Source organism: Kovacikia sp. CALU 1929, assembly GCF_056784235.1.
In genome coordinates this window covers 1-21165 of sequence record NZ_JBXBCF010000078.1, presented here as the reverse complement: position 1 = coordinate 21165, position 21165 = coordinate 1, and the positions used below count along the sequence as shown (strand labels likewise).

General features: G+C 49.1%; 18 protein-coding genes. 9 read left to right on the top strand and 9 right to left on the bottom strand.

Translation table 11 applies throughout. The annotated features are described in order from the left end of the window. The first annotated feature begins 350 nt into the window (after positions 1 to 350). Positions 351 to 4169 (top strand): PAS domain-containing sensor histidine kinase, encoded by a 3819-nt coding sequence (locus AC1S52_RS20350; RefSeq protein ID WP_482030878.1) that lies wholly within the window; start codon positions 351 to 353, stop codon positions 4167 to 4169. A gap of 134 nt (positions 4170 to 4303) precedes the next feature. Here AC1S52_RS20350 and AC1S52_RS20345 read toward each other — a convergent pair whose 3' ends face one another. Together AC1S52_RS20345 and AC1S52_RS20340 are read right to left on the bottom strand one after the other, a co-directional pair. Then, the gene (locus AC1S52_RS20345) at positions 4304 to 5200 is read right to left on the bottom strand and encodes an Rpn family recombination-promoting nuclease/putative transposase (protein ID WP_482030877.1); all 897 of its coding nucleotides are present in this window, start codon (positions 5198 to 5200) and stop codon (positions 4304 to 4306) included. A 127-nt stretch (positions 5201 to 5327) separates the two neighbouring features. Continuing rightward, complete coding sequence (locus tag AC1S52_RS20340) at positions 5328 to 5894, bottom strand: type III secretion system chaperone (protein WP_482030876.1); 567 nt, start codon at positions 5892 to 5894, stop codon at positions 5328 to 5330. A gap of 164 nt (positions 5895 to 6058) precedes the next feature. Here AC1S52_RS20340 and AC1S52_RS20335 point away from each other — a divergent pair, with 164 nt between their 5' ends. Beyond that, positions 6059 to 6238, top strand: a complete 180-nt coding sequence (locus AC1S52_RS20335) for a hypothetical protein (RefSeq protein ID WP_482030875.1) — start codon at positions 6059 to 6061, stop codon at positions 6236 to 6238. A gap of 344 nt (positions 6239 to 6582) precedes the next feature. On the opposite strand, the gene dapB is transcribed toward AC1S52_RS20335, so the two are convergent. The 4 genes from dapB to AC1S52_RS20315 all read right to left on the bottom strand — a co-directional run bounded on the left by dapB (position 6583) and on the right by AC1S52_RS20315 (position 9275). Further along, the gene (gene dapB, locus AC1S52_RS20330) at positions 6583 to 7410 is read right to left on the bottom strand and encodes a 4-hydroxy-tetrahydrodipicolinate reductase (protein WP_482030874.1); all 828 of its coding nucleotides are present in this window, start codon (positions 7408 to 7410) and stop codon (positions 6583 to 6585) included. A gap of 124 nt (positions 7411 to 7534) precedes the next feature. Next, positions 7535 to 7726, bottom strand: a complete 192-nt coding sequence (locus tag AC1S52_RS20325) for a hypothetical protein (protein ID WP_482030873.1) — start codon at positions 7724 to 7726, stop codon at positions 7535 to 7537. 135 nt (positions 7727 to 7861) lie between these two features. Next, a complete protein-coding gene (locus AC1S52_RS20320; RefSeq protein ID WP_482030872.1) occupies positions 7862 to 8686 on the bottom strand; it encodes a DNA adenine methylase in 825 nt (274 codons plus the stop codon). A 64-nt stretch (positions 8687 to 8750) separates the two neighbouring features. Continuing rightward, on the bottom strand, positions 8751 to 9275 hold the full coding sequence (locus AC1S52_RS20315; protein WP_482030871.1) for a hypothetical protein: 525 nt from the start codon (positions 9273 to 9275) through the stop codon (positions 8751 to 8753). A gap of 759 nt (positions 9276 to 10034) precedes the next feature. Between AC1S52_RS20315 and AC1S52_RS20310 the strand changes: the two genes are divergently transcribed. After that, positions 10035 to 10820 carry an FHA domain-containing protein gene (locus tag AC1S52_RS20310; RefSeq protein WP_482030870.1) on the top strand — a complete coding sequence of 262 codons (786 nt, stop codon included), beginning with the start codon at positions 10035 to 10037 and terminating at the stop codon, positions 10818 to 10820. A 33-nt stretch (positions 10821 to 10853) separates the two neighbouring features. On the opposite strand, the gene AC1S52_RS20305 is transcribed toward AC1S52_RS20310, so the two are convergent. Together AC1S52_RS20305 and AC1S52_RS20300 are read right to left on the bottom strand one after the other, a co-directional pair. Then, positions 10854 to 11618 (bottom strand): HAD family hydrolase, encoded by a 765-nt coding sequence (locus AC1S52_RS20305; protein ID WP_482030869.1) that lies wholly within the window; start codon positions 11616 to 11618, stop codon positions 10854 to 10856. Between the two features lie 21 nt (positions 11619 to 11639). Beyond that, positions 11640 to 13037 (bottom strand): SGNH/GDSL hydrolase family protein, encoded by a 1398-nt coding sequence (locus AC1S52_RS20300; RefSeq protein ID WP_482030868.1) that lies wholly within the window; start codon positions 13035 to 13037, stop codon positions 11640 to 11642. Between the two features lie 544 nt (positions 13038 to 13581). Here AC1S52_RS20300 and AC1S52_RS20295 point away from each other — a divergent pair. The 5 genes from AC1S52_RS20295 (at position 13582) to AC1S52_RS20275 (ending at position 19664) form a co-directional block, all read left to right on the top strand. Then, positions 13582 to 13728, top strand: coding sequence for a hypothetical protein (locus AC1S52_RS20295; RefSeq protein ID WP_482030867.1), 147 nt, complete (start codon positions 13582 to 13584; stop codon positions 13726 to 13728). Between the two features lie 93 nt (positions 13729 to 13821). Then, on the top strand, positions 13822 to 14232 hold the full coding sequence (locus AC1S52_RS20290) for an Npun_F0494 family protein (protein WP_482030866.1): 411 nt from the start codon (positions 13822 to 13824) through the stop codon (positions 14230 to 14232). Between the two features lie 238 nt (positions 14233 to 14470). Further along, positions 14471 to 15946, top strand: a complete 1476-nt coding sequence (cobQ, locus tag AC1S52_RS20285) for a cobyric acid synthase CobQ (RefSeq protein WP_482030865.1) — start codon at positions 14471 to 14473, stop codon at positions 15944 to 15946. A gap of 134 nt (positions 15947 to 16080) precedes the next feature. After that, complete coding sequence (locus AC1S52_RS20280) at positions 16081 to 16914, top strand: Uma2 family endonuclease (RefSeq protein WP_482030864.1); 834 nt, start codon at positions 16081 to 16083, stop codon at positions 16912 to 16914. 23 nt (positions 16915 to 16937) lie between these two features. Further along, positions 16938 to 19664 carry a CHAT domain-containing protein gene (locus AC1S52_RS20275; RefSeq protein WP_482030918.1) on the top strand — a complete coding sequence of 909 codons (2727 nt, stop codon included), beginning with the start codon at positions 16938 to 16940 and terminating at the stop codon, positions 19662 to 19664. A gap of 52 nt (positions 19665 to 19716) precedes the next feature. Here AC1S52_RS20275 and AC1S52_RS20270 read toward each other — a convergent pair whose 3' ends face one another. Beyond that, positions 19717 to 20367 carry a hypothetical protein gene (locus AC1S52_RS20270; RefSeq protein WP_482030863.1) on the bottom strand — a complete coding sequence of 217 codons (651 nt, stop codon included), beginning with the start codon at positions 20365 to 20367 and terminating at the stop codon, positions 19717 to 19719. A gap of 419 nt (positions 20368 to 20786) precedes the next feature. Between AC1S52_RS20270 and AC1S52_RS20265 the strand changes: the two genes are divergently transcribed. Further along, entirely contained in the window at positions 20787 to 20996 is a 210-nt protein-coding gene (locus tag AC1S52_RS20265; RefSeq protein WP_482030862.1) for a hypothetical protein, read from the top strand. Positions 20997 to 21165: the final 169 nt, after the last annotated feature.

Here is a 21165-nt window from a genome sequence, read left to right as displayed (position 1 = left end):
GTTGAGAATTCAAAGTCTTGTTAACTGCCGACCCTGACTTCTGACTAACCAACTAACAACCAACAACTGACCACTAACCTCCCATTACCTGTTACCCATTATCCATAAACTTCAAAATTCTCAACTCTTAATTCTCTGCACCCGACACCAGTTATAACGTTTCCTTTCTGGGTGAGGTACATCTTATCTGTTTGACTCAAGGATTCTACGGCTATCCATGTACCTCACTGGATTCAAAAACGCTATATTCAGACCGATTCCATTCCCTCTCACCACTTATACCAGCGTTAATTCAGGGATGGGCAGGGGCATAATGGGGGAGGTATTCTCTATTTTTCTCTTAGCGAGATATGGCAAGTTACCCGCCGGACAAGCCCTGCGGCTTTGAACAGACTTCTTCGCAGACAGAGCAGGGCACAAGCTTTGATGGGCTGCTGCATCCATCCATGCAATCAGTTCCAATGGATCCTATGCAGACATTGATTGAGTACTGCCCTGCGGCGATCGCCCTGCTGGATCGGGATCTGCGCTATTTGCTGGTCAGTCGTCAGTGGCAGGAAAACTTTGGACTGGGCGATCGCGACCTGCGGGGATACTTGCATTACGACCTATTTCCAGAAGCAATTCGGTGGCAGGCTATTTACCAACAGGGCTTGGCGGGTGAGATCGAGCGCTGCGATGAAGACTCGTTTAGCCGTTCCGATGGCACGATTGATTGGCTCCGATGGGAAATACGCCCCTGGTACAACAGTGCAGGCGAAATTGGCGGACTGGTCATGTTCGCAGAATTGATTACTCAGCGTCGGTTGGCAGAACAGTCTTTGCAGCAGGCAAATGAAGACCTGGAGGAGCGGGTTGAAGAGCGCACGGCTGAATTGCAGCAAACCATTGAGCGCTTGCAAGCCGAAATTTGGGAACGCAACGCTGCTCAACGGAATCGGGAGCAGGCAGAGGAAGAACGCGATCGCTTCTTCAATCTTTCTCCCGATATGCTTTGCATTGCTGGATTTGACGGTTACTTCAAGCGGGTCAATCCTTCCTTCGAGCGGATTTTAGGCTATACAACTGAGGAACTGCTGACAAAACCGTTTCTTGAATTGGTTCACCCCGATGACCGTCCAGCAACCCTTACTCAGGTCACTGCCCTATCCCAGGGAGAGGAGATTGTTCGGTTTGAAAACCGCTACCGCTGTAAAAATGGCTCCTACCGCTGGCTTTCCTGGACATCTACTCCTCACACTGAGGATCAATTAATTTATGCAACTGCCCGTGATGTCAGCGATCGCAAACGAGATGAGTCTGAACGAAGGCTGGCAGCTCAAAAACTAAGGGAGTCTCAGCAACGGTTAGAATTATTGATTCAGCAAACCCCGATCGCCATCATTGAATGGAATCAAAATTTTGAAGTAACGGAATGGAACCTGGCAGCAGAAAACATTTTCGGCTATGGCAAAGAGGAGGTTCTGGGTCGTCGGCTTGATTTTCTCATCCCTCAAGCGGCTAAACAAGACATTCATCAACTCATCCAGCTACTTTTGAGCCAGCAAAGCGGCAATGTCCATGTGAATGAGAACCTGACGAAGGATGGGCGTACCATTATTTGTGAGTGGCATAATACGCCGCTGGTCAATTCTAGCGGTGAACTGATCAGCGTTGCCTCCTTGGGAATTGATATCACAGAGCGGAAGCAGGCAGAAGCCGCGCTGAGAGAAAGTGAAGCCAGACATCGGGCACTGTTGGAGGCAATCCCTGACCTGCTATTCCGCTACAATCGGCAAGGTGTTCACCTTGACTTTTTTCCTTCCAGAGAATGGAATACCATTGTTGAGCCAGAGCTATTTCTGGGTAAACCGCTGGATCAGGTACTGCCGATTGAAGTTGCCCGAAAAATTGTGGCGGCAATTAATACGGCACTAGATAGTGGCACTATTCAGTTAATTGAATATCAACTCGAATTCGACGGTAACGTCAACGACTATGAAGCTCGCATCGTCACCAGCGGAGAAAACGAAGTCACAACCATTGTTCGCAATATCAGTGAACAAAAGGCGAGTGAACGCGATCGCAAAGCGGCTGAATCGGCACTGCGAGAAAGTGAACAGCGTTTCCGAGATGTGTCAGAAGCCGCTGGAGAATACATTTGGGAAATTGATGCGAATGGGTTGTATACCTTCGTGACAGACAAGGCAAAAGCAGTCAAGGGCTACACACCCGCAGAGCTACTAGGGCATTCGCCCTTAGAGTTCATGTTTGCCGACGATATAGAACCTGTACAAGCGATTTTGCAGGAGTCTTCCAATCGCAAAGGTAGCTTTAAACTAGAGTACCGAGACATTTTGCCCTCAGGTGAGATTGTCTGGGAAGAGGTCAATGGTATTCCGATGCTAGATGACAGAGGCGATATTATTGGCTTTCGGGGTGTCGGCTTGAGCATTACAGAGCGCAAACACGGGGAGATGGAACTGCGGGAAACACAAAATTTTCTGGCATCTGTGTTGGAAAATTTGCCCGTTTCTGTGTTTGCAAAGGAAGCGGAGAATTTGCGGTTTATTTTGTGGAACACGGCTGCCCAGGAGTTGCTAGGCTACACTGCCGATGAAGTGATTGGGAATCATGACTATGACCTCTTTCCAGAGGAGCAAGCGAGAACCTTTACCACTCAAGATCGACACGTCATTAACAGTGGTAAGGTCGTTGAAATTCCAGAAGAGCCGATTCAAACCGTCGAGGGTGAGACTCGTATCTTAAAAACCACCAAAACGACGATTCTGGATAGTGAAGGGAAGCCGCAATACCTGTTGGCGATCGCAGAAGACATCACGGAACGTAAACAGGCGGAAGCACAACTGCGAGAAAAAGAGCAATTTTTGCGCACCATTTATGATGGCGTTGAGTGTTGCATTTTTGTAATTGATGTCCTTAAAAATAACGAGTTTCGCTATGTCAGTTACAACCAGTATGCCGAACAAATTACGGGTTTAAGCAGTGCCGATGTCGCTGGAAAAACTCCTGAAGAGCGGTTTGGGACCGTTGAGGGAACAAGACTGTGTCAGACCTTTACCCGTTGCGTAGAAACTGGGACTGCCCTGACGGAAGAAGAATGCCTGATGTTTGGCGATCGCCAGGTTTGGTTTTTAACCACCTTTAACCCCTTAAGAAACGAAGACGGACAAATTTATCGGATTGTCGCCACTAGCTCTGACATTACTGAACTGAAGCAGGCAGAAACTCAGCTTAAACAGCAGGCTACCGATTTAGAAGAGTCATTTCAAGAGCTACAGCATACCCAGGCACAGATGCTTCAAAGTGAGAAGATGTCGAGTCTGGGTCAGCTAGTGGCGGGCGTTGCCCACGAAATTAACAATCCAGTCAACTTTATCTTTGGCAACCTGAACCATGCAAATGCCTACACCCAGGATCTACTGAGCTTGTTAGGGCTTTATCAGCAACACTATCCAGATCCTCACCCTGACGTGCAGGCAGAAGCTGAGGAAATTGATCTGGATTTTCTGGTAGAAGACTTACCCAAACTGCTGAATTCAATGCGGGTTGGGGCAGACCGGATTCAAAAAATTGTGGCATCCCTGCGAACCTTCTCCCGCATGGACGAAGCTGAGATGAAAGCGGTGGATATCCATGAAGGCATCGATAGCACACTGATGATTTTGCAAAGTCGCATCAAGGCAAAGGATAGCCGTCCTGCGATTGAAATTGTGAAGAACTATGACAACTTGCCTTTGGTGGAATGCTATGCAGGGCAGCTAAACCAGGTATTTATGAATATTGTCAGTAACGCAATTGATGCGATCGAAGAAAATCTTGAGTTAAAGGGTTTGAGTTCTGATTTGAAAGACTCTCCTACCCCCAATCCCCACGCTGCCCCCCTGAGCACCCCCCCCTCTCCCACCATTACAATTTCCACCTCACGGCTTGAATCCAACTATGTGAGAATCACGATCGCCGACACCGGACCTGGGATTCCCAAGGACGTTCGCGGTCGGTTGTTCGATCCCTTTTTCACAACAAAACCTGTGGGGAAAGGAACTGGTATGGGTTTATCCATCAGCTACCAAATCGTGACTGAGAAGCATGGTGGCTCCCTCTACTGCCTGTCAGAACCGGGACAGGGCAGCGAGTTTATTATTCAAATTCCCTTAAACCAGCGGTAAGAAGGGAGGTGCTGAGTAGCAGTATGAATTGAAATTTCGTTCCAGTTTATATAACTCTCAATTCATACCCAAAATCCAGCAACGCTGTAAGAAGAGATGTGTAGCCATCCAGAGGTTGTGGAGCCATCGCCCCCTTACTGCCCCAACCAGTCCATCAGATCGGAAATGTTGGAGAACTTGAGTAACGCAATTGCCAGTGTTTCAAGCTGTGGTAAATCGAGCGTGGAGAGGCGATCGCGCAAATCCTCCGGTAACTGCCCGATGCGCTGTTCCAACAACAGCAGCACTAGTGCCAATCCTTCTTCCTGTCTGCCTTCCTGTCTGCCTTCTTGCCGTCCTTCCTGTCTGCCTTCTTGCCGTCCTTCCTGCCTGCCTTCCTGTTTGCCTTCCTGTCTGCCTTCCTGAAAGATTTCTTGATAAATGACCGACTCTCTCATAGCCCCCTCCATAAAAACTTGTCGAATTAACTGTTTATCAAACCTCAACCCAGCCAGTAGTTGGGCATAGCCAGAGACTTCCTGTCGCTGCTGAGTTGATTTTATCTCACTGATCACTTGGGCGACCCGATGTAGTAATTGGGCAGGAGCAGAGGTTGCTGCCAGGGAAGCGAACGGTAATAGGGTTGGATCATTCAGAAAAATGGTAGGGTCTTGCTCCCATAACTTCACAACCTGATACTCATGGCGGGTTGATTCCACATTAAAGACGGTTTCAATTTCGGTTGCATCGGATGGAGGCAACAGCAGAATCACTACCTGCGTTACGGGCAGGCGATAGAGCCGATGTAGCCGAATCCAATAATCTAGCATTCGGAGCGGAAGCGGAGGATTGGACTCGATTCTAGTTTGAAATTCCAGGTGAACAATACGCTGATCGGTTTGCAGAAAGGTTACCGAATCGGCTCGAATGGGTTCAATACTCAATTCAGTCTTAAGGACTGCCACAGTTTGGGGCACTTCTCCTAAAAGCCAATTTACAAAGCGATCTGGGTGTTTTTCTGACAATAGCTTGCAGAGATTGTCAAAGGACATGGAGTAGATATTTAAGCAATCGCCCCATTGTAGGGTGATTAGTCTTTCATAATTCACAGAACAGTGGTTGACTCGCGGTTCAATCAACTTTCATCCTTAAAGGAACGCGATCGCTTCAGGGTAAAAATTATGGCTCAAATTCTCCCCACAGACTTTCTAACTGGTACTTCCAGGTTGCCATTGTCTCTTCCCGGGTCTGAGGACTATCCTCCAAATCGCCCATCATTCCTTCCTGGTAGAAGCGATCGAGCATTTGAAGGGTCATTTCAAGAGACTGTCCCTGTTGTTTGGCAACTTTGACAATTTGACGGACACGGGTTTTAACCAGTTGATTAAAGCAATCAGACAGTCCTTGTTGATGGAGAGTTACCAGTCGCTGAATAGCCGCTGAAAAGTCGGCGGGGTTCAGGTGGGCAAGGTTGTGTTGAAAGACAACCCACAATACACCTTCTTGCAAGGCATAACGAGTTTCTTGAGTACTATCAAAATTGGCTTCCAGCAGTTGCTCGGCAAACGGTAGCGCATCCTGGGCAGAGGCAATCGGAATTAAGAGCCGCAACCAGGACTGGTCTTCTGAAAGGATTATTAGCAGACGGAAATCGGAAGTTTCGACTTGCCAGGAGCCAGCGGCGATCGCTGCTACCTGGTCATCAAAAAGCTGGATTAACGCACTGTTGATTTGTTCCGGAGTCATAAGATAGATGGAAGTGTAGAATTAACAATTCTGCAAGTATCTGAGAAGCCGTTTAAGCATGGTGCATTGGCAAAATCCTCCGTGCATTCACGCAGGCTGGTCTAATTCCTGTAAGGCAGAGTAGAAGCTGGTTTTGCCCTGTACCTACAGGAGGATACGTGGTTGTGCCTGTAGCCATTCTCTGCATTGGCTGGATTGTATCAATTAGTGTCCAAGAATTTGGTCATGCTGTAGTTGCCTATTGGGGAGGCGACACAGCGGTCAAGGAAAAAGGTTACCTTGCCTATAATCCGATTAAGTACGCTAACCCCTTACCGAGTTTGGTGTTGCCGGTCACACTCTGACTGCTTGCCGGAATCCCTCTACCTGGGGGAGCGATTTACATTAGCGATCAGCGGTTACAGAGCCGATGGTGGCGAAGTGCAACCGCTGCAGCTGGACCTATCAGCAAGCTCTTACTGGCACTCTTTCTGGCGTTACCCTTTCGACTTATAGCGTTTCCTTTCTGGGTGAGGTACATCTCATCTGTTTGACTCAAGGATTCTACGGCTATCCATGTACCTCACTGGATTCAAAAACGCTATAGCTGGATTTCAACCGCAGTCAATCGGACGCTCTAGCCATGTCACCATTGCCTGTAGGACCCTTTATGGAAGGTGGGAGGGGTGAGGGGTGAGGATAACAAAGGCTAGAGAATTTTTTCTAGCCCATAGACGAGCGACTTGAGCTGAATTACTTTGCGAATGGCTAGCAGCACTCCTGGCATATAGCAGGCGCGATCGCTGGTGTCATGCCTGAGGGTATAAATTTGACCGGGAGCGCCAAAAATCACTTCCTGGTGAGCAATCAAACCGGGCAGACGGATACTGTGAATTCGGATATCGGCTTCGGCTTGGCTACCCCTGGCTCCAGGTAGTTTTTCTGTTTCTTGAACCGTAGGCGGATTAAACGATTTACCAAATTCTGCTAGCAGTTGAGCAGTTTGCAGAGCAGTACCGCTGGGAGCATCCGCTTTCTGATTATGATGCAGTTCAATAATCTCGACGTGATCAAAGTACCGCGAAGCTTGAATAGCTGCTTGCTGGAGCAGAACCATACCAATTGAAAAATTGGGAACAATCAAACAACCCGTACTGGCTTTATCGGCAAATTCTGCCAGATCCTGAAGTTGTTCTGGGCTTAAACCTGTGGTACCCACCACGGGGCGAACTCCATAGGCGATCGCCGATCGAATATTGTCATAGATAGAGTCAGGGTGGGTGAAGTCCACCATGACAGCAAGCTGTTTCTCCTGGGAAACAAACGCCAGCATTGGCTGGAAGTCATTAGTAATCGGAACTTCTAATGTTCCACACCCAGCCAGTTCACCAGCATCCTGTCCCTGATAGTCAGGGTTCAGATCAACAGCCCCCATTAAAGTCATATCGTCTGCCTGGGCGATCGCCTTCACGACTTCACGCCCCATTTTGCCCCCTGCACCATTGACCAAAACCGGGATGGGAAGCTGAACCGACATAATGTAAACCCTATAAAGTGGGAGGACTTCAGGTATTTTAACCGGGAAAAGCCACCCCCTTTATGGAGAAAGATACGAGATCGCCCAGCCTTCCCTAGGGTTGCAAAACTTTCGTTTTGTTGTACTAGTAGCTGGATTCGCCAGGAACGCGATCTCCCTCCATCTCTGAGTCATTTTGCGCCAGGGAAGCATCCCGAATTGCCAACCACTGACAAAACAGGTCAACGCCCTTCAAATTACTTGTCCGGTAACGCTGAATCGCCCGCTCCAACTCTTGAGGCGTTTTAGGAACAGAAATATTACAGAAATCTGACATTGCTTGACCTCTACTCAACAGCATCGGTAGTTGCCTGTATTATTCACCATTATTTCAAATAGTCCAGGTAAATAGGGGAAAAGTATCAAAAAATACACTTTTGGAAAAGATTCTTACCCGCTGAATCCCCATTTCTTAGCATGTGATTAACAGTTCGGTAATCTTTCCACGTTTCTCGCTATTGGAATTAATTGATCGCGATGCATAAATCGTATAAATCGTGAAATCTTTGTAGAGGTCTCGAATAAAGGGACAGTCTGAATTTGAAAGCATGACTTGAACCCCTCGGTTTGCTAACTGCACAAACGTATCCCGTAATCGAAGCTGATCTTCCTGGGAAAAAGAATAGCGGTTATAAGAGGTAAATTTACTGGTGGCGCTGATGGGATGGTAGGGGGGGTCGAAGTAAACAAAGTCTTCCTTGCTCTTGGCGTAATTCAACACAACCTCAAACGGTTGAACTTCAATTTGGGTATTTTGCAAACTCCACGAGGCTGCACGCAACAATTCTGGATCACAGACGGCAGGATTTTTGTACCTGCCAATGGGAACATTAAACTGCCCCTTAGAGTTTTCCCGGTAAAGACCGTTAAAACAGGTTTTATTCAAATATATGAGGCGAGCAGCTCGTTCAATGCTTGAGCCAGCCGCACAGGAGCGGATGTAATAGTAATAGTCTGCACAATGGCGATCGCGGTGTTGCTTGAGCAATCTAATTAAGGTTTCAACTTCATCCCTGACGCAGCAAAATACATTGACCAACTCAGAATTGATATCCATCAAAAATGAGCAATTCGGTTGCAAATAAAAGAAAATAGCCCCTCCCCCAAGAAACGGTTCGTAGTAGGTTGAAAACCGCTTGGGAAAATAGGGAATGTATTGTTGAATCAGTTGACCTTTTCCACCTGCCCATTTCAAAAAGGGACGAGGATAAACGGATTGCACAAGTGGGGTTTGCATTCACCCATAATACGGGGAATTATTTAGGGTGAAACGATTTTTCTGTCCAGGGCACTGAGAACCCCTACAGAAATTCACGGATAAACTCGAAGGGATTGTCTTCCCAGCATGGCTCTGGTAAAAGATGGAGCAAGCGATCGGCAATATCTGCTTCAATCTGAAGCATATCCTCTCGCTGAAACAGAGCCAATAGCGCCTGTCCATCTCGTTCTCTCAAGGGTGACAGAGGCGCTGCATGACTACTCAATGGTTCTAAAATGCCGGAATCATCCAACGGGGCTTTGTCACGCAAACCAATCCGCGACTTTTGGCGTTCTCCCTGCCTCGCCGCTTGCTGCAATGCTTCCAGTTCTGGTGCCGGTTGAGGAGATACCGGAAAACCATAGCCCTGCTGACGCGCAACCAGTTTAGCTTTTTGCAGTTTCTTCAAGAGCAGCCAGTTTTTCTGCAAAACCCCAGGTCTCGGTGTTCCAGGAGGAGCAGGCAAATGATTCCCATTCCTGATACCCGCTGGCGGGTCAATACGCTCCAGGGCTAAAGGCTTAGCAATCCGGGAATGACGCTCATCCCCCGATGAAGGAATTAACATAATGTAAAAATAGGAATTGCGCCAGCCCATACATGGAACCAGCGGGACAACATTTTGTGTCGCTGAAGACTCTCTCGCCTTATTTAGGCTCGTTCGCCTTACTTAGCAGATACACGCGACAGCAATAAATTTCGGTAGATGCACAGGTCAGCGGGTTGATGGATTTGAGGGGTTTAACAAAATAACACGCCAAAATCGACCCTTCACTTACTTTATGGCTCTAAAAGCCATATCAAACCTCCATCAAGTGGATTATTTTATCTTTCTATAGCGTTTTTGAATCCAGTGAGGTAAATGGATAACCGTAGAACCCTTGAGTCAACAGATGAGATGTACCTCACCCAGAAAGGAAACGCTATCTAGGGATATCGAGAGACTGACCTTCTAATCTATTGTAGAAAAATATGGGTTGTGCTAGTAAACTGCGCTGTCAGTTTGGCAACCTTTGCTCAGGAGGAGAAGCAAAGGTCAAACACCAGAAAAAATTTCGTAAAGAATATCCTGGTGAATCCACCATTGACAAATTCACCAGAAGATGAGCTAGAAAATTAACCCGTGATCATGCGGTTATGTCTAAGTCCGCAGAGGTTTAATCTAAGAAACAGGCTATTTGGGTACTGGCTTATAAAATTTATTAATAATTCCATAGCAATTAACTTCGATGAGTGGGAATACTTTGGGTTGTCTGAGTTTTCCATTTTGTCTTATCTGTGCAACCAAACTTTTTAGTCTTGCAACTGCTCAGGCATGGGTTTAGTTATGATCGATTCACAATCATTGGCTGAATACTCGTCTCAAGTGCTCACAGCTTCCGGTGATAAAGAGCTGGAGCAACGTCTAGGTCTTTATCGAGTATTTTTGAAGCTTTATGAGCATCACCGGGGTCTGCTTGACGAAATTCTGGATCTGGAAAACACAGACGGTAAGGGACGTACCCGGACTGCATTACGCTATGTGCAGGGGGTAGTACAAGGGAAACAGACCCATTTAATCACCAACTTACTCAAAGGTAAGACTCAGGCACTTTACCAGCCAGAATCAGTTTGGGTGATTGGGCGCGATCGCAAAGCGCCAATCTCAGTGCAAGATAAGCGTCTATCTCGCCGCCATGCGGCTCTTCAATACGTCGAAGGTGAAGGCTTTTACCTGATTGATTTGAATAGCACGAATGGCTCGTTTGTAAATGGGGAACCTGTTCGATACTGTACGCCCCTAAAAGATGGCGATCAGATTCGTCTGGGCAGTCTAGCGTTTACCTTTTTCGTTTGCAATGCTTCCAAAATATCTGATTCCCTACCATCTGATGTGTTGGAGCAGGTTCACGCTGCTCGAAAGGCGAGTGTTCCCCCAGAAAAGGACTTAACAGACTCCACCTATTCCTCTCTGCCCGTTGATTGGGAAAGTTCGTTACCAACAGGACCCGAAGAAACCTCCATGTTTTTGGTAACACCAACCCCTGCAAGCAAGTTCCTGCCAGAACTGGCGATTCCTCAGCTCAACACAAACCAGCAGGCAGAAATTCTGGATCGCTTCCTCAAGCGCTAGTACACTCCACTCTGCGGAAAATTCGCATCGCACCTATCTGGGTTCCAGCAAGTATTTTGCTAGTGCAAGGTCAAAATAACTAGCACCGTTGGTGGAACCCGCGATCGCTTGAAACGGTAGATCTGGTTCCCCTAAATGGTTCAGTACCAGCGCTGCCGCAGAAAAATCCTCATCCTGGGTATAGCCATTCACGGTAATCACGGTTTTTAGTCCTGCGGCGGTTGCTGCCCGTAAGCCCTGATGGGAATCCTCAATCGCAAGACATTCATCAGCGGACAAAGCTAGCTTTTCCAGGGCATAAAGATAGACATCAGGGGCTGGCTTTTTAGTGGCAACCATATCCCCAGCGGCGATCGCCTCAAACCAGGTAGCACTATCGGGAGCAAGGGCCGTTTTTAATAGAGCCAGGACATTTTCCGGATCGCTGGTGGTGGAGATCGCCAACCTCATCCCCTGTTCTTGTGCTTCCTGGATTAGCCGTCGCACCCCAGGTCGCAAGGGAATCAACCCTGCCTGCATTAACTGCTGGTAGTGGTGTTTTTTTGCCCGATGCAGTTCTGCTGCCCATGCCCACAGGTCATCTGCCGGATGAAAACCGGGGCGATCGCTCTGTAAGTAAGATAGGATGCGCTCCTTTCCCCCCGCGACCTTGATCAGATCTTGATAGCGTTCGACAGACCAGTTCCAATCCAGTCCTGCTTCTGCAAAAGCCTGATTGAATGAAACCCGATGGGCATCTCGTTCAGTGTCTGCTAGCGTTCCGTCAACGTCGAAGATAAGAGCCTGGAGCCTGGGCATAAACGAGTAGAGGGGGCTGTTTTAGCGTGAAGGTGTGCCTGATTCACTGTAGGGTTTGGGTTGAACCAATAGTTGTTTGGCGATCGCCTCATACAACTGGGCTGCCAGTACCGTGTTGCCTTCGTCTGTCAGGTGAATCGCATCCTGAAAGGCTTCCCCAGCAAAGTTAGAGTAGGACTCATTCAGATTAAGAGTAGTCACCCCTTTTGGGAAATCTTGTCTGACCTGGGCGATCGCTTTCTGAAGCTGAGTATAGCCCCCTTTCACCTGCTGGGGATAGGTTGAGCCTAACTGCTCCAAAATTTCCTTTTCTTTGGGAGACAGGGTCTGCGGGTTCCGGCTGGTAATTTCAGGTTGCAGCGCCAGAATCAGGGGAATGTTGGCAGAGGTGGTCAAGCGGGCGATCTGCTGCAAGTTGTTGCGATAGCGGCTTGTCCGACGGTTTAGCTCCTCCGCATCTGACGAAAAATGCTGGGGCAACGTCTCCTGATTGTCTGCCGGTGGAATGAACTGGTGCAGAGTGTTTTGGGGACGTAATACCCAATATTGAAAACCTCGCACCAGGTAGGACTGATAGACCCAATCCTTGAAGGACTGGTTGAGATTGGCGAAAAAGTGCTGGGAAGCGTTGGTCAGCAGTGCCTCCTGTCCAGGAATATCCGTGCCTTCCTGGTCGCTGGGTACCACTAAATCACCATAGCCATCCACCAGCACAATGAAATCAGGCTTATATGTCAGGATTTGGAGCGATAGCTGCACCAGTTCATTGCTGGAAATATAGCCCGGTACTGCCGCATTTATTACCCGGTAGCGGCTTTCCCGAATGCGGGGCGGGAGTGCCATTGCTTTAGTCAGTTCATCGGCAAAATAGGGCAACACATCTGGACGATACTTTTTGGGGTTGCTCTTTTGAGTGGCGACTTGCTGATTGAGTAAGGTTTCGAGCTTACTGGCAAAGGTGGTCTGGTTGCTGGAACTCATTTGCCCAAATGCCGCCGAGCCACCCATGACAAAAATCCGGATTTCGTCTTTGGGTTTTGCCAGGGCGATCGCCTGCTCCGCCCGAAATCCCTGGGCATTGATTTGCCAGAAATTGCTCTGCTGGTTGCCGACCAGTCGATAGCCCATCAACGGGCTGCGCTTGACCTTCAGCCGTCCCTGGTTCGACAAACCATCATAGGGGTTACCAGCAGAATTGAGGAATTTCAGCCGGTAGGCAGTAATATTCAACGGCTCACCCTGGTAAGCCTCTAGCTCTGCCGTTTTGCCATTCAAGCCAGTGACGGTTCGCATCAGCAATTCTGCAACAACAAGCGTAGCCGGAATGCCAATTAGAATTGCCCAGAGCCAGGGAAATGGACGTTTCTTGCGATTTAGCCTATAGCTAGATCTATACGGTTTGCGGCTAGATCTCAACATCAGTAATTCCTCAAATGACTGGCGCAGTATGTTTCAGTGCTCAAATTTAGGATTTAAAGCCTATCCGAAAACTTCCTGGGTCTAGGACTGGGGTTTAGCGGTTGGGATTTTTTTAGATAGGCTTTTAATCAGACTCTTCTCAAAAAAATAAGCACTTCAGGGTGAAATGAACATTCAGGGACACACTCTCGACACAAAAGCTCTCTATAACAGAAGCTGAAAAGTCAGTGCAAGTTCCATTGGGCACCCGACTGCACGACTGATAGGACTCCAAAAACGACAGAAAAAAGCATTGAACTGAACCAACAAAAGCAGGTAATGATGATTACTCGCCAATACTGCAATGTGCACCTTGGTAGCCAGGATCCCCAGTGTCTTGTGGAAATTAGATTGAATGGCTAAAAATTTTTTCAGACACCAGGGCTCGGTCAATTGTCGCACACCACGTCAATAGGTTTTGAATATTACAACTAAAATGTTCACTCTGAGCAGCATAAAAAAATCTTTATTTCCTGCAAACTCGAAAATATTGGAATCAAAATCTATGTCACAGGATGCAAAGCTTCCCCGTGTGGTGGTGGTTGAAGCTGGTTGGACGGGGTTGGGAGAACCTATCACCTGGCGAACCAGAGCTATGACGTTCTTCCCAATATTTACCTGCCGGACTGGAGGTAGCGTCTCCCATGTTTAACAAACTCATCTGCACGTAGGAAAACGCATAAGATAGAGAACATCAGCATTACTTTACAATTTCGCTCAAAAGTTCAATTTCTACTTCACCCAAATGACTTCTGCTAACAGAACCCGCCAATCCATTCAATATCCCAATCAAACTCTGGAACGGGCAGAACAGGCAATACGGTGTGCTCCCTTTCGACTAGAAATGTTCATCACAATGGTAAGCCAGAGTGTCTCTCTAGGCGCGATCGCAGGCAGTTCCGGTGTCCAAAACCAGTACACTATGAAACCCCTGTCTGAATTGACCGCCGAAAATGAGCTATTGTGGCTGATCCAGGTTGGGGTGCTGCGGAGAGAAGTAGATGGGCAGGGTTTAACGGACAGTTTCCGGGTGACACCCCTGGGACGACAATTGATTCAGAAGTGGCAGGAGAGTGGAGACACTCCTCGCTATGCGCCGACTTTGAGTGATCACCTCTATAATCTTTTGAATCGTTGGCTAAGACTACCGATTTAGGGAAGGATGAGAGATAAAAGATGAAGGATAAAAGGTGAAGATAAAGAATAATAGATGAAGGACAAAATCATTTAGTTTTCTGACCGGGTATACCCTGGAAACAGTCTTTTGCCCCTCTTAAAATCCTGATTCTCTCGACTCCCTCTTCTAGAATTGTCACAAGAAGTTTGACAAACCCTTCTGTCTTCCGTTTTCCGCCTTATCGCCTGCCTTTAGCCTCTGGGCACGGGAGTTACTGATGAAAGCCATCATGGTTGTGGGAACCACATCCCACGCAGGAAAATCACTGCTGACGACTGCCATCTGCCGCATTTTGAATCGGCGGGGGTGGCGAGTTGCGCCATTTAAAGGACAGAACATGGCACTGAACGCCTATGTGACACCCAGCGGTGGAGAAATTGGTCATGCCCAGGCAGTGCAGGCATGGGCAGCCGGTATCATGCCGTCTGTAGAGATGAATCCCATCCTGTTGAAACCCCAGGGAGATATGACTTCTCAAGTCATCCTCAAGGGTAGAGCCGTGGGTAAGGTTGGCGCGGCAGAATACTATGCCCAATTTTTTGAGGCGGGCTGGCAGGCGATCGAAGAGTCGCTCCGTCGCCTGGGAGAAGAATTTGATCTGGTGGTTTGTGAGGGAGCAGGGAGTCCGGCTGAAATTAACCTCAAACACCGTGACCTGACAAATATGCGGGTTGCTAAATATCTCAATGCACCCACCCTGCTGGTTGTGGATATTGACCGGGGCGGTGCTTTCGCCCATGTGGTTGGTACCCTGGAACTGCTAGAGCCAGACGAACGGGCGCTGATTAAAGGCGTGGTCATTAATAAGTTTCGCGGACAGCGATCGCTACTGCAATCAGGGATTGATTGGTTACAAGAGCGTACCGGAATTCCAGTGATTGGGGTGATCCCCTGGCTTGACCAGTCATTTCCCGCCGAAGACTCTCTTAGCCTGTTGGACAGACCGTCTGCTAACTCTACTGGAGAAATCAATATCTCAGTCGTTCGTCTGCCCCGAATTTCAAACTTTACGGATTTTGATCCACTTGAGGCTGAACCCAGTGTTTCAGTTAAATACCTTAGTCCCAAGCAGCCCTTGGGGCACCCAGATGCGCTGATTATCCCCGGTTCCAAAACCACGATCGCCGATCTAATTGTTCTCCACAAAACTGGTATGGCAGAGGAGATTCTGAACTATGTGGCAGCCGGGGGGACTGTTTTAGGCATCTGTGGCGGTTACCAAATGTTGGGCAAAATTCTGGCAGATCCAGAGGGAATTGAAGGTCAGGAAGGACGTTATAAAGGCTTAGGACTTTTACCCCTCAAAACCGTTATTGCTGGACAGAAAGTTGCCCGCCAGCGACTGGTGACCTCCAACTTTCCCCAGGAAGGGTTACCCGTTGCTGGTTATGAGATTCATCAGGGCAGAACCCGCCCGATGGAAACTGAGACCGACGAAACGCAACCTCTATTTGATGACCCCAGCCTGGGCATCGTGGATGCTTCTCAAGCCGTTTGGGGAACCTACCTGCACGGGATTTTTGATAATGGTCCGTGGCGACGCGCCTGGTTAAACCGCCTGCGCCAGCAGCGTGGGCTAAAATCTCTCCCAACCGGAGTTTCTAACTACCGGGAACAGCGGGAATTGATGCTTAATGCGCTGGCAGATGCGATCGAGCCTCATCTGGATTTGACCCCTCTGTTGCCATCCTAATAGTTTTAGACCTCCGAGGTTTTGAAAGACTTGGAGGTCTGGAAGGCATTGATTGCGTTAACTACAAGCGATCGCCCCTTTCAATCACGGCAATGCTATGGTAGAGCCATTCCTGTTGAGTTGAGGAATGCCCGATGAATCCTTCCGCCCACCAACTCGACTTTGAGATTGTCTACCCCGATGGCGATGGGCAACCGATGACCGAGAGTGATCCGACTCGTGATTATCTGATTTACTGCGTTGAGGCGCTCAACATTTATTTTCAGAATCGACCGGATGTTTACATATCGGGTAATCTGTTTGTCTATTATCGGCAGGGCGTACCAGATGCGGTTGTTTCCCCTGATGTGTTTGTGGTGTTTGGAGTTGAGAAGAAGAAACGACGCAGCTACAAGGTTTGGGAAGAAGGAGGACATGGACCTGACTTTGTGTTGGAAGTGACCTCCAAAACCACTCAAGAAAACGATGAAAAGGAGAAACCACAGAAGTACCAGAGCCTGGGTGTGCAAGAGTACTTTCAGTATGACCCAACGGGAGACTATCTTCAGCCATCACTGAAAGGTTCTCGTTTAGTGGATGGACGCTACCAACCAATACCGCTTCAGCGACAGGCAGATGGCATCGTTTCGATTTATAGCGAAGTCTTAGGTCTTGATTTAAGAGTCAGTGATGGCGCGTTGCGGTTCTACAACCTGCAAACCAACCAACGGCTTCTTAGTCATGCAGAAACGGAAGAAGCAAGGCAGCAGGCAGAATTAGAGTGCCAGCAGGCAGAATTAGAGCGTCAGCAGGCAGAGCTAGAGCGTCAGCAGGCAGAATTAGAGCGTCAGCAGGCAGAACAGGCGTTGCAACAGGAAGTGCAGCTACGACAGGATGCAATTCCCCGTTTGTTAGAACTGGGATTAAGTGTGGAACAGGTAGCCGCCGCATTGAACCTTTCTGTGGAAGAGGTGCAGCGCTTTCTGTAGAACGGGAACTGGGTTTGGATACCATGCGAATTGACCTGATGTGGCTGACGACCTTTGCAACGCTGGTAATGGCGATCGCTCCGATTGCAGTCAGCCAGGCACAGGAAAGTCCCACCGCCCCTGCTCAACCAGAAAAGACGACTCCCTCGCCCACTTTCAATCAGTCAATTAGAGCTGCGGATCAATTTCTGAACCAGGGGCGTGAACATTACCAGGCTGGACAACTGGAAGCGGCGGTCAAATCCTGGCAACAAGCCCTGGGGCTATATCGCCAGCAACAAAACCAGCAGAGAGAAGGGACCGCTCTGGCAAATCTGGCAGCCGCCCTGGTGCGACTGGAACGATACCGGGAGGCAGTCGCCCACCTGGAAACTTATTTGCCGATTGTCCGATCGCTGCAAGACCGCCAGGGGGAAGCACAGGCATTGGGCAACCTGGGAATCGCCTATACCTCTCTAGGACGCTACTGGGACGCTATCAGTGCCCACAGGCAGGCAGGCAAATTGATGCTGTCCCTAGGCGATCGCTCCCGCTTAGGACAAGTCCTACTTAATCTGGGTAATGCGTTTGAAGCGGTGGGAGACTATGACAATGCCATCATCGCCTATCAGCAAAGCCTCAAGATTGCAAAGCAAACCAGCGATCGCACGGCTGAAGGAATTACTTTAGGCAACTTAGGGCAGGTCTATGCCAATCAGGGCAAATACAACGAAGCGATCGCCATTCATCAGCAAAGTCTGGAGATTGCCCGGTCTATTAACAATCGCTCCAGTGAAGCCAGCACGCTGATTAATCTGGGGGCTACCTACCACTCCTTAGGCAAGCGAGATCAAGCTCTGGATTACTATCAGCAAGCTTTGAAAGCGGCACAGTCAGCCGCAGACCGCAGACGAGAGGGGGAAGCACTGGGTAGCCTGGGGCTGGTTTATGACGACCTGGGGCAGTACGCCCAGGCAATTGAGTACCTGCAAAAAAGTCTGGCGATCGCCCGTGCGATTGGTAATCCTGAGGCGCAGGGATTCGCCCTCAATAATTTGGGACATGCCTTGTTTGGAGCAGGCAAACTGGCAGAGGCAGAAACAAGTTTGCGAGCCGCCATCAAGCTCCTCGACTCCTTGCGTTTGGGTTTAAGCGATACCTATAAGGTCTCCATTTTTGATAAGCAGGTTCACTCCTACAGTCTGTTGCAACAGATTTTAGTTGCGGCAAACAAAACAGAAGCCGCTCTGGAAGCCGCTGAGCAGGGAAGAGCCAGGGCGTTTGCCGAGATGCTGGCAAGACGGACTGGGGCAGAAGGAAGGCAGCCGCCATCAGTCAGTAACCAATCGGAAACGGGAGCCGAGCCAGGAAAAGAGAAACAAGCTGGCGATCTCCCTCAACCCCGGTCAATCAGCCCGCAGTCTTCGGACATTCAACCAATCAACCAACCCATTAGCATTGAGACGATTAAACAAATTGCCCGCCAGCAGAATGCAACCCTGATTGAGTATGCGATCGTCCCCGATGACGACTTTAAGTTTCGCGGCAAACAGCGTGCCAGAGAATCTGAACTGTTTATCTGGGTAGTTCAACCCAGCGGCAAAGTAGGATTTCGTCGGGTAGATCTCAAACCCCTCTGGCAAGATAATGCCACGCTAACGGATGTGGTTCAGGTTGCCCGTTGCCTGGTGCCGGGAGAAGACTGTGGCGCAGTTGCCCGGGCAATTCGTGGCATTGGGGTTGTAGGGAGTGGTGCAGGTACCTCCGATGGCACCCGTGCCAATGTCTCTCCTGACCCTACTGAAAGACCCCGCGTTCGCAAACAGGCGGGACTGCGAAAACTCCACGATCTGCTGATTGCTCCCATTGCTGACCTACTGCCCTCAGACCCCAACGCTCACCTTATTTTTATTCCCCAGGAGGCACTGTTCCTGGTTCCTTTCGCTGCCCTGCAAAACCCCAACGGTACCTACCTGATTGAACAGCACACCATTCTCACCGCACCCTCAATTCAGGTATTGGAATTAACGCGGCAGCAAGCGAATAGGAAAGAGGGGAGAGAAGGGAGGGATACGCCAAAGACGAACACTCTAACGAACACTCCATCCCTCCATCCCCCCATCCCCTCTTCCGCCCTCATCGTCGGCAATCCCACCATGCCAAAGGTGGCACTTGAACCTGGACAGCCGCCCGAACTTCTCGCTCCCCTACCAGGTGCAGAACAGGAAGCGCAGAAAATTGCCGAACTACTGCAAGCGACTGCCCTGATTGGGGATCAGGCAACCAAGGAAGCAGTCAAACAACGCTTACCCCACGCTCAAATTATCCATTTGGCAACTCACGGGTTGCTGGAATATGGTAGCCAGGGCAGCTACGTTTCCTTACAAGGACTGGGGGTACCGGGTGCCATCGCCCTGGCTGCTTCTAACCAGGACGATGGGCTGTTAATGGCAGATGAAATTTTGGATTTTAATTTAAGGGCGAATCTGGTGGTTCTAAGTGCCTGTAACACTGGACAGGGAAGGATTACTGGGGATGGCGTAATCGGACTTTCCCGTGCCTTTATTTCGGCGGGAGTTCCGAGTGTGGTAGTTTCCCTTTGGGCAGTGCCCGATGCCCCCACCGCCCGGTTAATGATGAGTTTTTACACCAATCTTCAGCAGCAGTCCAACAAAGCGATCGCCCTAAGGCAGGCAATGCTGGACACCATGCAAGACTATCCCCAACCGCTAGATTGGGCAGCATTTACACTAATTGGAGAGGCAGAGTAAGGTCAAGACAAACTCTGCCTGTAAACCTGCCCTTCCAGACCTTTTACCTGCATCAGCCCTCGGCAGCAGGCTCCTGTACTTTCTCACTAACAGGGGCTTCAGGTGCCGATGATTCAGGTATTGGAGTTTCCACAGGGGCTTCTGCCGTGGCTTCCTCAACAGCAGGGATTTCAGCCGCGGGAGTTTCCACAGGAGCTTCTGCCGCGACTTCCTCAACAGTAGGTGCTTCAGCGGCGGGAGGTTCTACCGGAGGTTCTGCCGCAGGGATCTCCATTGTGGATGACTCAGGTATGGGAGCTTCCGTAGGAACTTCCATTGTGGCTTCCTCAACAGCAGGTGCCTCGGCAACGGGGGCTGCGACAGTGGCTTCCTCGACAGTGGCTTCCTCGACAGTGGTTTCCTCGACAGTGGCTTCCTCTACGGGAGGTGCTTCCGCTTCGACAGGTGCTTCCTCAACCGGAGGCTTTGGTTTTTGTGGTTTGGGTCCGCGCATTAAAGCCGGGTTGACCATCTGCTTTGGCTCGTCTTTGTCATCTCTCCGAGAGCCTTTTTTCCCCTTGTCTTTGCCCTTACCCCGATCGCGATCAGGAGCGCGATCGCTGCGACTGCTAGGCTCTCTTGATGGCTCAGAAGCGGGACGAATATCATCACCCGCATCAGCCTTTGCCTGACGCTCCGACTTTTTAATAGGACGCTCTACCATTGTTAAGACCTGTTAACTAAACGTATCGTACCTTAGAACCGATACCGGAAGGTGACAACCCATTAAGGGTAGCTATGCTTATACCAGTTCAATATGAGTTTGCACTTAACAAGGAGCCTAAGCCCCTCGATCCCCAGGCATTCTTCTGGGCAGCTTCAAAAAGAATTGGTATAGATGAGTCAACCCCACAACTGCGTGGGGCTGGGTGGCTGGGTGGCTGATGCAAAGGGAAATAGCGGTAATAGAGCATTGCTATATTTTCTCTTCTCCATTAAGAATTTTTGAACGCTCACTGATTTATCCGGATAGACCTCCATTCTTTCAGGAAAACTTATTCAGTCAGTAGGCAAACCGCTTAAGAGAAAATCTGGTAGGTTTTATTGCCTCCTGTATTGAATAACCTGTAAAAGGAGATAGCTATGAAAACGTCCGAGAAACCAGCCTTATTTACTGAAATCACTGCCACAGAAGCCGCTACCATTAATGGTGGCAACTACTACTCCCGCAGGCGCTACTACTACAACCCCTGTCGTAACCCTTACTCCTACGGCACCTACTACGATAACTACGGTTATGGCTACAATTATGCGCCGGTCTACAGTAGTTATGGTTACGCGGTCTACTATTAACTTGCAGGCGCGGATCTGGATAGCCTGACCTAGTAGTCTGTCAGCTTTGATTTGAGGGGTAATTCGATGATAATTTAAGCCATCGCGTTTACTTGAGATTCATGGCAAAAAAGAAATACATCGTCTCTCTGAGTGCTGAAGAACGAGAAGAGTTGGAGGGGCTGACAAC

Bases quoted from the DNA above. Each gene is read 5' to 3' on its own strand.
- AC1S52_RS20340 (WP_482030876.1), bottom strand. From the start codon at position 5,894: ATGACTCCGGAACAAATCAACAGTGCGTTAATCCAGCTTTTTGATGAC.
- AC1S52_RS20290 (WP_482030866.1), top strand. From the start codon at position 13,822: ATGACTTCTGCTAACAGAACCCGCCAATCCATTCAATATCCCAATCAA.
- AC1S52_RS20315 (WP_482030871.1), bottom strand. From the start codon at position 9,275: ATGTTAATTCCTTCATCGGGGGATGAGCGTCATTCCCGGATTGCTAAG.
- AC1S52_RS20310 (WP_482030870.1), top strand. From the start codon at position 10,035: ATGATCGATTCACAATCATTGGCTGAATACTCGTCTCAAGTGCTCACA.
- AC1S52_RS20275 (WP_482030918.1), top strand. From the start codon at position 16,938: ATGCGAATTGACCTGATGTGGCTGACGACCTTTGCAACGCTGGTAATG.
- AC1S52_RS20265 (WP_482030862.1), top strand. From the start codon at position 20,787: ATGAAAACGTCCGAGAAACCAGCCTTATTTACTGAAATCACTGCCACA.
- cobQ (WP_482030865.1), top strand. From the start codon at position 14,471: ATGAAAGCCATCATGGTTGTGGGAACCACATCCCACGCAGGAAAATCA.
- AC1S52_RS20345 (WP_482030877.1), bottom strand. From the start codon at position 5,200: ATGTCCTTTGACAATCTCTGCAAGCTATTGTCAGAAAAACACCCAGAT.
- AC1S52_RS20350 (WP_482030878.1), top strand. From the start codon at position 351: ATGGCAAGTTACCCGCCGGACAAGCCCTGCGGCTTTGAACAGACTTCT.
- AC1S52_RS20270 (WP_482030863.1), bottom strand. From the start codon at position 20,367: ATGGTAGAGCGTCCTATTAAAAAGTCGGAGCGTCAGGCAAAGGCTGAT.
- AC1S52_RS20320 (WP_482030872.1), bottom strand. From the start codon at position 8,686: ATGCAAACCCCACTTGTGCAATCCGTTTATCCTCGTCCCTTTTTGAAA.
- AC1S52_RS20295 (WP_482030867.1), top strand. From the start codon at position 13,582: ATGTCACAGGATGCAAAGCTTCCCCGTGTGGTGGTGGTTGAAGCTGGT.
- AC1S52_RS20305 (WP_482030869.1), bottom strand. From the start codon at position 11,618: ATGCCCAGGCTCCAGGCTCTTATCTTCGACGTTGACGGAACGCTAGCA.
- AC1S52_RS20325 (WP_482030873.1), bottom strand. From the start codon at position 7,726: ATGTCAGATTTCTGTAATATTTCTGTTCCTAAAACGCCTCAAGAGTTG.
- AC1S52_RS20280 (WP_482030864.1), top strand. From the start codon at position 16,081: ATGAATCCTTCCGCCCACCAACTCGACTTTGAGATTGTCTACCCCGAT.
- dapB (WP_482030874.1), bottom strand. From the start codon at position 7,410: ATGTCGGTTCAGCTTCCCATCCCGGTTTTGGTCAATGGTGCAGGGGGC.
- AC1S52_RS20300 (WP_482030868.1), bottom strand. From the start codon at position 13,037: ATGTTGAGATCTAGCCGCAAACCGTATAGATCTAGCTATAGGCTAAAT.